Source organism: Barnesiella sp. CU968 (assembly GCF_905219685.1).
Classification (GTDB): domain Bacteria; phylum Bacteroidota; class Bacteroidia; order Bacteroidales; family Muribaculaceae; genus Lepagella; species Lepagella muris_A.
This window is the reverse complement of sequence record NZ_CAJMXD010000043.1, coordinates 1-12612: the sequence shown is the minus strand read 5'-3', so window position 1 is coordinate 12612 and position 12612 is coordinate 1. Positions and strand designations below refer to the sequence as shown.

The window sequence follows — 12612 nt, the reverse complement described above, 5'->3', positions numbered from 1 at the left end:
GAATGGGGGGCTTAAATGGGGCGGAATAGGGCGATATGGGGCTGGATGGGGATAGTGCGGTGATAAGAAATAAAAAGGTGATTATGATAAAGAGTAAGTTTTTGATTTCTTGCGTGCTGGCATTCGCAAGTGTCTTTGTCTCCGAAGCGGAGCCGAAGTATGTGTTCTATTTTATCGGTGACGGCATGGGATTCAATCATGTATTGAACGCGCAGTTATATCAGACTGATGTAATTGGTTCCAAAGATACATTGACAATGTTAAGGATGCCGGTCATGTCAGCAGCGAGAACTCATTCTTTTTCATCACGGGTGACTGACTCCGCGGCAGCGGGAACCGCTCTCGCCACAGGACGTAAGACCCGGAACGGAATGCTCGGCATGGGACCAGACACCGTGGCTGTGACATCAATTGCGGAGGTGCTTTTCAAACGCGGGTGGGGAATAGGTCTTGTTACGACAGACGGAATTGACGATGCTACTCCCGGAGCGTTTTATGCGCATGTCAAGAATCGTGGCGAACGAATGCAGATAGGAAAAGATCTCGCTGATTCAGGTTTTCAGTTTGCTGCAGGAGCCGGTCTTGCAAGAGCACGTGACAAAGAAGGTAAAAAGACAGAATTGCTTGACTATTTTGCAAAACATGGAGTTAAGGTTTCATATGGCACCGAAGGATTGTCGGAGGCTGCCGACCGTATGCTGGTGCTCTCTTCCGATTCTCCTGATGCGTGGACTATCGGATATACGATTGATTCCATACAAGGAGGCATGAAACTTAAGGACATGACATATGCCGGGATACGTCAGCTGATGCGTGTTACTCCCGACAGGTTTTTTATGATGGTGGAGTGCGGCGGTATAGATCATGCCGGTCATTCCAACGATGGAGGGACAATAGTGCGGGAAGTGCTTGATTTTGATGAGTCGCTCAAGCTTGCATACGATTTTTATATGAAGCATCCCGAAGAAACACTGATAGTCGTGACTGCCGATCATGAGACCGGAGGGATGTCGGCAGGTACAAAAGCGACAGGATATTCCATGCGCACATCGCGGGTGGGAGCACAGAAAATTTCCAAGGAGGCATTTGCCGACAGTGTCAAGTCTTTTGTCAGCGGGTCCCGTGAATTTGTCTGGAAGGATATGACGGATTTCATGCAGGAGAAGCTTGGCTGGGGAACGGCATTCAAGCCTTCAGAGCAGCAGAATGCCGAACTTGAGGCAATGTTCGGACAGATGACTACAGGCAGGAATCTGGCGGACGAGAAGACTCTTTACGCTACTTTCGACGGTTTTACGGCACGCGTTTTTGAAATTTTGAATGCTGCTGCAGGATTCGGGTTCTCATCACACAGTCATACGGGTGCGATGGTGCCTGTTTTCGCAATCGGTGCGGGTGCCGAGAGGTTCTCGCCACTTTCAGACAATACTGAAATTCCGCGCCGGATACTTTCGATTGCATTGGGTATACCCGTTGAAGATGTCCCTCTTTGAAATTAATTCTCTCGGGAAAGACAGTTCCTGAGACTGTTGCCGCAACATCATTCAAACGCCCTTCAGGCATCACCATGTGATATGTCTGAAGGGCGTTTGAATGAATGCGTTCTTATATAATTCATGTTAAATTCAAACACTACTATTTCAAAGGAGGAAGAAAGGCATCTTCCAGATGTTTTATTTCATGACTTTCAGGGGTGCCCGTGACTGTAATGATGTCGAGGCGGTAAGGAAACAGATGAGGCAGACCGCGCAGGTATATGTCTCCCCCCTGTATCATCTTTTTTCTTTTCGGGGAATCCACCGTTTCTTCCGGAGACTGGAAATCTCCCTTTCTTGCCTTGACTTCCACAAAAACAATAATACCGTCTTTTTCGGCAATTATATCAATCTCGATTTTATTTCCTATCCTCCAGTTGCGTTCGCGGATAATATACCCGTTAGTGAGAAGATACTCTGCGGCAATATCTTCCGCCATCTTTCCCCACTCGCGGTTTGCTGCTCCCTGTTTTTTCTTGTCAATCATCATTTTGATTTGTTGTCAATAAACTCAATCCATTCTGAACTGAAATTCAATGAATCAAGAACCTCTTTCTCTGTCATGGGTCGAGGATGTTTTACCCGGAATTTTATGCCATTGTCGGGAATATTGCAAAGAATTGTAAATTGAGATCCGTGAGGTTGCCATATGAAGTGCTTGTTGCCAGAATATTTGTCATATCCTTCCAGATTCCCTCTGGGATTTTCTTTCCAGATATATTGTGATAATCTGAAGTGTTCCAGATACTCTTCAAAATACACAAATTCTTGAAGATCATTGCTTCTGACAAGAACACCAATACGAACCGTATTGTAGTGTGCAAGAGCTATGTCAACCCTGGAGTTCCATATTGCCAGCACTGCCTCTCCGGTTTTTTGAATGTCGGCATGTGGATCTGTTATTCCATAGGAATAATCTGGAGAGCATCTGCCGCTTATGAGTCTGACATTAGTCGCAATTAAAGGGTTGGCGTTCTTTACTGTTTTCATAGACCATGCTGTCTTGTCTTTTACCACATCGGCAATTCCAAGAGGACTGCTCAGGTGCTCTCCCTCTATTGCATTCGCAAAGATATTGCCCCAGTCATCACCGGTCATGTCATTCCTGCCGGTGTAAATGAGATAGATAATGGATCCGGCAATCTTGATAATAATGTCGTCCTGTATATTATCAATAGGGTAAATGGNACTTTCAAGATATTTTGAGTCTCTAAGCCTTGGTTTTTTCATAATAATTCAACGATCTTTTTTGCAACCTCACGAATCATGGGTACAGCTACAGAATTACCTGTCTGTCTCCTTATTTCTGAATGAGATACTACTATTTCAAATTTTTCCGGGAATCCCTGAAGCCTTAAAAGCTCTCTTGAGGAAGGTCTTCTGTAGCCATTTACTAATAAATAATTATATGAGGCACCGGTTCTTAACGCGCATGCATATGGAAGTATTGAAATATTTCCTGATTTGTTCTCATGCCATATGGAGGGATAAAAGACTTTTTTCCCTTTTATGCGCTGCAATCTTTTAATTCTGATATCCTCAGATGCGAACAAACTGGAATCAACTTCATTGTCATTCTCTATGATGGCAGATAAATCATATGGTCTTGGAGTAAAATCAAAATTGAATCTCTCATATTTATCCTGATCAAGGAATCCCACAATGATTGTTCTTTCTCTTTTTTGAGGCACTCCGAAATCCAAGGCATTGAGGATTTTCCATTTCACATGGTAACCTAAATCTTCCAAGGTATGCAGAATGGTTCTGAAGGTGTTCCCTTTGTCATGGGTTACAAGTTGTTTGACATTTTCCAAAAGGAATGCCTTCGGCTTATGGTATTTGAGGATTCTGGCTACATCGAAAAACAGAGTTCCACGTGTGTCTTCAAATCCTTTCATTTTACCTATAATGGAAAATGCCTGACACGGAAAGCCCGCCAGAAGGATGTCGTGAGCAGGTATGAAATCTTCTCGAATTTTTGTAATGTCACCAAATGGCACTTCGCCATAATTATGGATATATGATGATTGTGCGTGCTTATCCCATTCAGAGGAAAACACACACTTGCCACCAAGTTCGCTGAAAGGCAATCTTATGCCTCCTATACCTGCAAAAAGATCGATAAATCTGAATTTATTTATTTTTCTGTTTGGGAACGGAACATCTATAAGCGATGTAAATAAATCCATCTGTGTCCATTCTTCAGCAGAAATGTCTGTATCAGTCAATCTTGATTCAGGATATATGTGATTGATAGTATTGGAAATATAGGATTTTATATCACGCCTCTCACTGTCTGAAAGTTCATCATAGTTATGATAATAATGAGACATCATTGCCAATTGATCATAAAGGGATTGGTAATCGTATTCCTTTATAATCAATTGGTTCCTTTTTAGTTTTGATGATTTTGCAGGGAAGTGACTTAAATTCCAGAATTCCTTGCTATCTTTTTTTGTCATTATTTCAATATGCTTTGAAAGACATGTCAAGACCTTTGACTGAGTGGGTAAGGGCACCGACAGAGATGAAGTCTACGCCTGCTTCGCCATATTCGCGGAGGTTTTCAAGTGTGATGCCGCCGGATGATTCAGTTTCTACTTTGCCATTGACAAGGGCTACCGCTTCTTTGGTGAGTGCCGGGGTGAAATTGTCGAACATTATGCGATCCACTCCACCATGGGAAAGTACGCGGCGTATGTCATCGAGACTGCGGACTTCAACCTCTATTTTCAGGTCTTTGCCGTTTTCTCTGCAATAGTCGTTGGCGCGGCTGATGGCTTTCTCTATGCCTCCGGCGAAATCAATGTGGTTGTCCTTTATGAGAATCATGTCGAAGAGACCGATACGGTGATTTGTTCCACCTCCCATTTTTACAGCCTCTTTCTCAAGCATGCGCATTCCGGGGGTTGTCTTACGCGTATCAAGAACACGTGTGTGCAAACCTTTCAGTTCATCCTGATAGCGGCGGGTCATTGTCGCGACTCCGCTCATGCGCTGCATGATATTGAGCATAGTCCTTTCAGCAATCAGAAGTGATCTGACCGGTCCTTCGGCAGTGAATGCTATGTCTCCTTTCTTGACTTCGGTACCGTCCTTGAGCATAACTGTCATTTTTATTGTCGGGTCAACTTTGTGCAGCACTTTCTCTGCTATGTCAACGCCGGCGAGTATTCCGTCTTCCTTTATTATGAGTCTGGAACGTCCCATGGCGTCTGCCGGAATAGTTGAAAGTGTGGTATGGTCGCCATCGCCGAGGTCTTCGGCAAACGCGAGGTTCAGGAGATCATCGATAAGTTCGTCAGTCGTTTTCATATTTAGGTTTTATATGTTCATTAATTTATCAGCTGTTACAAATATTATTTGGTTTACGGACAAGCATGGGTGGAGCATGCCTGTTTTATTCATGGTGATATGGTTCGCCACGGAGAATGGTCATTGCCCTGTAGATCTGCTCAGTAAAGAAAAGCCGCACCATTTCATGGTTAAACGTCATTTTTGATAGTGACAGCAGGGAATCCGCCCGTTCGTATACTTCTTTGGAAAATCCGTATGGACCGCCGACAACGAACACTGTCTTGCGGCGGCCGGATACCATCTGTTTTTCGATGAATGAGGAAAACTCCACAGAGGAATATTGTTTCCCTCTTTCGTCAAGAAGAACAACGAAGTCTGACGGAGTCAATGAATCTATGATTCTTTGACCTTCTGCTTCTTTCTGTCTGGTCTGATCCATACGGGACGCATTTTTAACATCGGGAAGAGACCTGATGCTGTAGGGGATATAGTGCTTAAGTCTCTTCGTGTATTCGCCTATGCCATTCTCAACGAACCCTATGGATGTCTTGCCTATGGTTAGTAATTCTATTTCCATAACAATCTCTTTATCGCCGGCATACATGATGCCATTATCATAAGAGCCATGACAGACAGATACAGGTAAGAAAAATTGAGGAGCATGCGTCTGTTGTCATGGGCGAAGCTCATCGGGTCGGCAGATGTGCTGTCTGCCATGAAATCATCTGTGTTAATTGCCCTCAAGGTGCTTTTCCATTCCACTATACCTTTCTTTACATATACTACAGCGGGGTTTCCTCTTGCGAGTTCCTTGATTGCTGTGTCATCTGCCGTATATATCGGGTAGTCGGGCATCGAGAGGTCGTTCCAATTATCGATCTCCGCGTCAGTCCCCGACACAGCCGCTATCATGTCAATTCCGTGTCTTGTTGCCCAGTCATAAAGCGAGTTGATTTTCCATGTTGTCGATATAGATACATTTCCCATGTCAGGCATAAGAAGCAGTATCCTGTCTTCATCATTGTCAAGAACTTCTTCTGTCACATCCTCGTTGCCATCCCATATATGGAACCCGTCTGTTTCAGTGGCGGTCTCTTCACCTGAGGTCGGTTTGCGGTCAACAAATACCCAACCTTCGCTTTCATCGGGAAGGTTGTCGATTGTGAAATCCTTATTAACGCCATTTTTTGCATAGGTGAAAACGTATTCCGGTTCAAAGTTGTCGGTATGTTCTACAAGCGTAGAGCCAGCCTTGAAGGGTCTGAAATCAATCAGCGGCTGATACAGATATCCCGCAAGCTCTATGAGGCAGATAAACAGAGCGGTCACTATGAAGGCAATCCATTGTATCGCAGGTGTTATTATGCATGCGCAATATCTGTTGTATCGCACAAGCCATAAGGCAAATGCGAACAATACTACATTTTTCCAGAATGTTGCCCAATTGGATATTATATATGCATCACCGAAGCATCCGCAGTCGGCAACAGGATTAAATACCGCTATCCATAGCGTCAGAGGCAACATGACGCACATCAATGCAAGGCTGAAGATTGCGCTGCCTCTCCTGAAGCATCCCAAAGCGAGACATACACCTATGAAAAATTCTATTGCGCACAAGAAGAAAACTCCGACAGTCACAAGATTCGGCCATACCGATAAGCCCATCACAGCAAGATAGTCTTCAACTTTATATAGCGTTCCCCATGGGTCTATCGCCTTGACAAATCCGGAGAAGATGAATACAGCTGCTGTCAGTTCCCGGATAATCCAGGTAATGCATCTGACCTTGCCTGATTCCGGGTCAGGAGAACCTAATTTTGATAAGTGCGAATAAAGCATAATTTATCATATCCATGTAGTTTGCATCTATTCCCTCGCTTATGATCGTTTTCCCTTGATGGTCCTCGATCTCCTTGGTGCGCATTAGTTTCTGGAGAATTATGTCTGTGAAAGAGCTTACACGCATTTCTCTCCATGCCTCGTCATAGTCATGATTCTTGTTAAGCATAAGTGCAGTCGCGGCGTCGATTTTTTCGTTATAAAGTCTCAATGCCTCTTCTGTATCCAGAGTGTCTCCGGCTCCGAGATCGAGCTGAATGAGTGCTATTGCGCAATAATTCACAATTCCGATAAATTCCGGTTCAATACCTTCGTTCACGGCTGCAGCCTCGATCCCTTTCTCTTCAAGAGAGCGTATTCTGCGCGCCTTGATAAATATCTGGTCTGTCAGACTTGAAGGCCGCATTATGCGCCAAGAGGTGCCATAGTCTTTGAGTTTTTTCTCAAAGATGTCGCGACATACAGCCTTGACAGCTGCAAATTCTTCCTGTGTGTTATGGTCAGACNTAATGTAGTCAAATTTGATTTAACTGCGAAAATACAAAAAAAAATCAAGAAACGCTTCAAATATTCGGGAATAGTTGTTATTTTTGAACTATGAATAAAGAAATAAGACTTATAGCCGAATGGGAGAGTTGCAGTTCAGTTTTGCTGGCACTGCCCGAGCGGCATACAGATTGGGATTATATTCTTGAGGAAGCCCGCGATCAGTATCGCCGGATGATCCGGTCATTCACAGACAACGGTCTTCATTGTGTGGTGCTTGTTGCCGACCGTGTGTCGGCCGGAGAACTGTTGCAGGAGTGCGACTCTTCAAAGATAACACTGATAGAAGCTNAGTATAACGATACCTGGACGCGTGATTACGGGCCGATTTCCGTGGTCAGAGGTGATAGGTTGCGTGCGCTCGACTTCGGATTTAACGGCTGGGGACTTAAATTTGCCTCCGCAAAAGACAACCTTGTCAATCTCTTTCTACGAGACAGATCTGTCATAATGCCTGAAACATACAGAAACGAGAGGGATTTCATTCTTGAAGGAGGGTCGATTGAAACCGACGGATGCGGAACACTACTCACTACTTCGACGTGTCTGTGCTCGCCAAACAGAAACGGTGGTCATTCAAAGGGGGAGTTGNATGAGATTCTCGGAAAACGTCTCGGAGCCGAGCACGTGTTATGGCTTGATTACGGCGCATTGGCAGGCGATGATACGGACTCGCATATCGACACCCTTTGCCGGATGGCTCCCGGAAACACTATCCTTTTTACAGGATGCCGGGATATGGATGACCCTCATTTTGAGGAATTGCTGAAAATGCGCGCGCAACTGACCTTGTTCCGCACACCGGAGGGCAATCCGTATAATCTTGTTGAACTACCTCTGCCCTCTGCTATATATGATGAGTCGGGAGAGCGTCTGCCGGCTTCATATGCGAATTATCTCGTCACACCGGACACTGTCTTTATGCCGGTTTATTCGCAGCCGGAGAATGACACTCTTGCGTGCAACACGGTTAAAATCGCATTTCCCGGACATCGGGTTGTGCCAGTCGAGTGTTCCACACTGATCAAACAGCACGGTTCTTTGCATTGCGCGACAATGCAGATTCCTGACAATCTATTTAATTCTACAGTATATGAGCAGTAAACTTCCGGTTGGAATAGTCCAGCATTCTTTTATTGAGGATATTGATTTCAACAGAGCGCGAAATCTGACAGCAATAGAGAATCTCGCGTCCGAGGGCGCACGTCTTGTCGTGCTTTCAGAACTGCATGACTCTCTTTATTTCTGCCAGACAGAAAATGTTGACAATTTCGATCTGGCACAGACGCTCCCGGGTGACTTCACGGAGTTTTACGGGAGTGCGGCGGCTAACAACAATGTCGTCATAGTCACAAGTACGTTCGAACGCAGGGCTCCGGGGCTTTATCATAACACGGCGGTTGTTTTTGAAACAGATGGATCTGTTGCCGGGATATACCGCAAGATGCATATTCCTGACGATCCCGGTTTTTATGAGAAGTTTTATTTTACACCCGGAGACCTTGGCTTCGAGCCGATAGATACTTCAATAGGACGTCTCGGTGTGCTTGTATGCTGGGATCAGTGGTATCCGGAGGCGGCGCGTCTCATGGCTATGCGTGGTGCGGAAGTACTGATATATCCCACTGCAATAGGTTGGAATCCGGATGATCCGCAGGATGAAAAGGAGCGGCAGAGAGAGGCGTGGATAACTGTGCAGCGAGGACATGCAGTGGCTAACGGTTTGCCGGTAATAAGTGTAAACAGATGCGGTTTTGAGGAAGACCCTTCGAGCCAGACTTCCGGGATAGACTTCTGGGGTTCAAGTTTTGTGGCTGGACCGCAAGGAGAATTCCTTTTCGAGGCACCTGACAACGCTCCTGTGGAGGAGGTTGTGGAGGTAGATCTCGGTCGTTCGGAGGATGTGCGCCGCTGGTGGCCGTTTCTAAGAGACCGCAGGATTGAGAACTATGGCGAAATTACCAAAAGATTCTTGATCTGACAACAGACATATGGCGTATAAAATGAAAGGCGTCTGTATTCACCCAGTGTGAACACAGACGCCTTGGGGTTTGTTTAAAATCACTTATTCACCTAATAACTAATAACTAACCTTGTTTTTACCTGTTTGTGTGTCTATTTTGAAGCATTTTGCATCGGGGCGGAGATATTGCCGTGTCGCATCCCCTTGCCATTGCGCTAGTGTTTTCCGTGTTTCATGGCGATCGCTTTCTTGCCTCCGTGGTGCGATGCGTTGTTGACATAGAAATTCTTGAGATACACGACCATCTGTTCTGATGTCAGAATCTCACCGAGGTCGTTGATGTATTTACCGCGCAATTCTTTATGTGCCGCGCGAGGATTGTAAGTGGTGTCTTTTTTCTCACGGGCATTTTTAGCCTGTTCTTTAATCTGCTGGCGAGACAATTTGGCGGCATTGTTCAATGCCTCTATTTTTCCTTGCTGCTCGGTTGTCAGCTCGATGCCTTCAAACAGATCGGGTCGTGCATCTTTGCATTTGCGAATTTTGCAGCATTTGCCTTTTTTGTCGGATTTCGCACATTGTCTGTTTTTGTTTATGCACTCTGTCTTTGAATTACAAGACTTGTCTGCCTGATTCTGGGCTGATGCAGAGAAGGGGAGTGCGGCTATAGAAAGGAAAGCCAGACCTATTATCGCTTTTTTCATTTCTTTCATTTTATTACTGTGTTAAACTTTTGAACCGGAGCCGGCATCTGAAATGCTATGACTCCAGTGTTTCCGTTCCAATTGGATTTCAGTTATAAGACAGATGAAAAAACGATAGGTTTAAACGGAATAAATCCTTTAACTATTATTAAATCAGATGTTAATAAATGTAACTGTACGTTTGGATAAGATGTCATGACCTTCTCGGATATGCGAAAACATATCATTTTGACTGGTGATTGTAGACAGGAGACAGGAGACAGGAAGGTTTACCTTTATCCTAATAATCATCCATATTGAGTCTGTGCAGAATATCCATGTGCAGGAAATTGTCTCGTTTCTGAGGTTTTACGCCTCTTATGACGCATTCTGCAAATGTTGTCAGCGCGAGCCTCGACTGGCTTGATATATGGCGCGTTACAAGAAACTCTATGTGTCCGCTTCTCAGGCTTGCGAGATTAGGTTCTATATCGTCAAATCCTACGACCACACGTTTCGTGTCAGGGTTCTCGCGCAGATACTCGTCTATGAGGAATATGCGCGAATTTATCATTATGAGGTGTTTTACATCCGGATTGTTTGCAAAGAAGTCTTTCAGTGTTACATATATCTGCTGTGGATCTGTAGGATTAATGAAAACTGTATGAATCCGGCATTCCGGGAATTTCATCGATATATAGTCAAGAAACCCCTGTCTTCGCTTGGCGTTGGGGTCCGCCTTGTGATTGGTGTCACGGATGAGTCGGACGAGCAGAAGCTCATCGGGATTAAAATGATTTGTCAGAAGAAATGCGCCAAGGCGACCGCTTTTATAAGGATCCATACCGTAATATACAGTATAATTCAATCCGTCGAACTTGTCGTCTACGAATGCGAATGGTATTCCCTCTTCGTCAAGCATACCGGCAAAACGTATTGTCTCTTCTTTGAACGTAGTGTTCATTATCACTCCGTGAGGACGAGAGGCAAGAATATCATCCGTGCATCTGATGTAAGACTCAGGATTTGTCTGGTCATAGAAATGGAAGTCTACCTCTATGTTGTAATTATACAGAGAGTTGGCACCTGCAATAAAACCCTCGTGTATTTTCTCCCAGTATTCGCCATGTTCAAACCCCGGGATAAGACATGCGAATGTATATGTTTTCTTTGACGCAAGAATCGATGCGTTCAGATTGGGACTGTAACCAAGAATCTCGATTGCGCGTTTCACTTTGTCTACAGTATCTTGCGACACGCGCCCGCGATTATGAATGACGCGGTCAACCGTGCCTCGCGAAACGTTGCACATTCTTGCCACATCGAATATTGTTGCCTGGACAGGAGTGTTATTTATCTTATTTGTTTTAGCCATATGGCATTAAGTGGTAATTATGAAGTCTGAGCAGACAGACTTTTTTATAAAAATCACTACAAAATTATCATTTTTTTTGGAAATATAAAAAAGTTCTAATATATTTGCAGTGTAAACGTGCACGTGCACGCATAATTTGATGCAAAAATAGCTTTAGATTCTATCTGAAGCGAGAAAATATAAGGCAAGGATTGCCTGAAAACGTTTAACTAATTTTACTTTTAATCCATAACGAGCAGTTTGTCGTTGACGTATTAAGTTGACGGTAGCGGGTTCCGGAAGAGCACACCGGAACCCGCTGTACAAACAGAAGGGCAATAACGGATCATTTTATCATATCCGGGTCCGGAGAAATTCTTTTTGTAGCATATGCCAGAGCAAGCGTCATGGATGCCATGATTCCGAATACAATTGCTGTGGAATGCATTATATTCCCGATTCCGACAAGAGGTGCGACGATTGCTCCGAATATGTATCCGGAAAGTCCGACGAGAGCCGAGGCACCACCTGCATTTGTCCGTCCTTCGTTCATTGCGAGTGTGTTTCCGACGGTAAATATCATTCCTAATGAGAAAAGCATTGGAAGCAGGACGAACTCGTATGCCCAGAAGTCGTCAATAAAGAAGAGGACACCCATCTCAACGGCGGTAAAAAGCATCAATGTCCATCCTCCGATAAATGCAGCTTTCTTAAGGATGTCGAATTTCAGAGCGGTCATGGCACCGCATGCGATGAATATCGCGTTGAATCCCATAAACAGACCGAAGTCCAGTTCTGACCATCCGAAATGATCCTGCATTATAAAAGGAGCGGACGAGCAATAAGCAAACAGCAGACCTAATGCCGTGCCTTTAAGCAGAGCGTGGATAACAAACCGTTTGTTTTTTATCAGCGAGGGATATTCCCGGAATGCCTCCAGCAGGTGCCCCTTGAATCTATTCTGAGGTATAAGAGACTCTTTGAGCGGCAGACCCGCACAAATCAGAAGTGCTGCAAATCCCGCCAACACATAAAATATGCCTTTCCAGCCGTCGGCAACCGCCAGAATGCCGCCGAGCACCGGTGCGGAAGCAGGTGCAAAGCCGTTGATGGCACCTATAAGTGCCATTGTTTTTGCCAGCTGACGACCGCTGAAAATATCCGCAGGTATGGTTCTGGCAAGGAAATAACCACCTGAGGCGCCTATGCCCTGCACGAACCTGCATCCGAGAAAGAAATGTATGTCGGGGGAGAAAATGCTCACAACCGCACCGATTATAAATATGGTCATCGTGGTCATTAGAACCGGCTTGCGTCCGTATTTGTCGCTTGCAGGACCGAGAATGAGCTGACCTATGCCGAGTCCCAGCATACCCATGGTAAGTCCAAGTT

Annotated in this window: 13 protein-coding genes; 3 read left to right on the top strand and 10 right to left on the bottom strand. The window is 44.9% G+C overall.

What is annotated here, in order from left to right:
- The first annotated feature begins 83 nt into the window (after nucleotides 1-83).
- Nucleotides 84-1493, top strand: coding sequence for an alkaline phosphatase (locus JX312_RS03265; protein ID WP_204457059.1), 1410 nt, complete (start codon nucleotides 84-86; stop codon nucleotides 1491-1493).
- A 142-nt stretch (nucleotides 1494-1635) separates the two neighbouring features.
- On the opposite strand, the gene JX312_RS03260 is transcribed toward JX312_RS03265, so the two are convergent.
- From JX312_RS03260 to JX312_RS03230, 7 genes are all read right to left on the bottom strand, one after another.
- Nucleotides 1636-2025 (bottom strand): YraN family protein, encoded by a 390-nt coding sequence (locus JX312_RS03260; protein ID WP_239653788.1) that lies wholly within the window; start codon nucleotides 2023-2025, stop codon nucleotides 1636-1638.
- Nucleotides 2022-2765 (bottom strand): hypothetical protein, encoded by a 744-nt coding sequence (locus JX312_RS03255; RefSeq protein WP_204457058.1) that lies wholly within the window; start codon nucleotides 2763-2765, stop codon nucleotides 2022-2024. Before JX312_RS03255 ends, JX312_RS03260 begins: the two co-directional genes overlap by 4 nt.
- On the bottom strand, nucleotides 2762-3997 hold the full coding sequence (locus JX312_RS03250) for a DNA cytosine methyltransferase (RefSeq protein WP_239653787.1): 1236 nt from the start codon (nucleotides 3995-3997) through the stop codon (nucleotides 2762-2764). Before JX312_RS03250 ends, JX312_RS03255 begins: the two co-directional genes overlap by 4 nt.
- A 4-nt stretch (nucleotides 3998-4001) precedes the next feature.
- A complete protein-coding gene (gene nadC / locus JX312_RS03245; protein ID WP_123404223.1) occupies nucleotides 4002-4850 on the bottom strand; it encodes a carboxylating nicotinate-nucleotide diphosphorylase in 849 nt (282 codons plus the stop codon).
- Nucleotides 4851-4935: 85 nt separating this feature from the next.
- Entirely contained in the window at nucleotides 4936-5409 is a 474-nt protein-coding gene (rlmH, locus tag JX312_RS03240; RefSeq protein ID WP_204457057.1) for a 23S rRNA (pseudouridine(1915)-N(3))-methyltransferase RlmH, read from the bottom strand.
- Nucleotides 5400-6674 carry a BT_3928 family protein gene (locus JX312_RS03235; protein WP_204457056.1) on the bottom strand — a complete coding sequence of 425 codons (1275 nt, stop codon included), beginning with the start codon at nucleotides 6672-6674 and terminating at the stop codon, nucleotides 5400-5402. The genes rlmH and JX312_RS03235 overlap by 10 nt, the downstream gene beginning before the upstream one ends.
- Nucleotides 6637-7185 carry a DUF1599 domain-containing protein gene (locus JX312_RS03230; RefSeq protein WP_255563898.1) on the bottom strand — a complete coding sequence of 183 codons (549 nt, stop codon included), beginning with the start codon at nucleotides 7183-7185 and terminating at the stop codon, nucleotides 6637-6639. The genes JX312_RS03235 and JX312_RS03230 overlap by 38 nt, the downstream gene beginning before the upstream one ends.
- 86 nt (nucleotides 7186-7271) lie before the next feature.
- Between JX312_RS03230 and JX312_RS03225 the strand changes: the two genes are divergently transcribed.
- Together JX312_RS03225 and JX312_RS03220 are read left to right on the top strand one after the other, a co-directional pair.
- Nucleotides 7272-8324 (top strand): agmatine deiminase family protein, encoded by a 1053-nt coding sequence (locus JX312_RS03225; RefSeq protein ID WP_204457054.1) that lies wholly within the window; start codon nucleotides 7272-7274, stop codon nucleotides 8322-8324.
- Nucleotides 8314-9201 (top strand): carbon-nitrogen hydrolase, encoded by an 888-nt coding sequence (locus tag JX312_RS03220; protein ID WP_123404230.1) that lies wholly within the window; start codon nucleotides 8314-8316, stop codon nucleotides 9199-9201. The genes JX312_RS03225 and JX312_RS03220 overlap by 11 nt, the downstream gene beginning before the upstream one ends.
- 197 nt (nucleotides 9202-9398) lie before the next feature.
- Here the strand turns inward: JX312_RS03220 and JX312_RS03215 are convergent, their stop codons facing one another.
- From JX312_RS03215 to JX312_RS03205, 3 genes are all read right to left on the bottom strand, one after another.
- Nucleotides 9399-9887: a hypothetical protein gene (locus JX312_RS03215; protein WP_204457053.1), complete on the bottom strand. Its 489-nt coding sequence runs from the start codon at nucleotides 9885-9887 to the stop codon at nucleotides 9399-9401.
- 280 nt (nucleotides 9888-10167) lie between these two features.
- Nucleotides 10168-11241 carry a LacI family DNA-binding transcriptional regulator gene (locus JX312_RS03210; RefSeq protein ID WP_123404234.1) on the bottom strand — a complete coding sequence of 358 codons (1074 nt, stop codon included), beginning with the start codon at nucleotides 11239-11241 and terminating at the stop codon, nucleotides 10168-10170.
- A 325-nt stretch (nucleotides 11242-11566) separates the two neighbouring features.
- Nucleotides 11567-12612 (bottom strand): MFS transporter (locus tag JX312_RS03205; RefSeq protein ID WP_204457052.1); only part of this gene is annotated, 1046 nt, incomplete at its 5' end.

Excerpts from the sequence above, each read along its gene's own strand:
- JX312_RS03235 (WP_204457056.1), bottom strand. The coding sequence starts at position 6,674 with ATGCTTTATTCGCACTTATCAAAATTAGGTTCTCCTGACCCGGAATCA.
- JX312_RS03215 (WP_204457053.1), bottom strand. The coding sequence starts at position 9,887 with ATGAAAAAAGCGATAATAGGTCTGGCTTTCCTTTCTATAGCCGCACTC.
- JX312_RS03210 (WP_123404234.1), bottom strand. The coding sequence starts at position 11,241 with ATGGCTAAAACAAATAAGATAAATAACACTCCTGTCCAGGCAACAATA.
- JX312_RS03220 (WP_123404230.1), top strand. The coding sequence starts at position 8,314 with ATGAGCAGTAAACTTCCGGTTGGAATAGTCCAGCATTCTTTTATTGAG.
- JX312_RS03250 (WP_239653787.1), bottom strand. The coding sequence starts at position 3,997 with ATGACAAAAAAAGATAGCAAGGAATTCTGGAATTTAAGTCACTTCCCT.
- JX312_RS03260 (WP_239653788.1), bottom strand. The coding sequence starts at position 2,025 with ATGATGATTGACAAGAAAAAACAGGGAGCAGCAAACCGCGAGTGGGGA.
- rlmH (WP_204457057.1), bottom strand. The coding sequence starts at position 5,409 with ATGGAAATAGAATTACTAACCATAGGCAAGACATCCATAGGGTTCGTT.
- JX312_RS03265 (WP_204457059.1), top strand. The coding sequence starts at position 84 with ATGATAAAGAGTAAGTTTTTGATTTCTTGCGTGCTGGCATTCGCAAGT.
- nadC (WP_123404223.1), bottom strand. The coding sequence starts at position 4,850 with ATGAAAACGACTGACGAACTTATCGATGATCTCCTGAACCTCGCGTTT.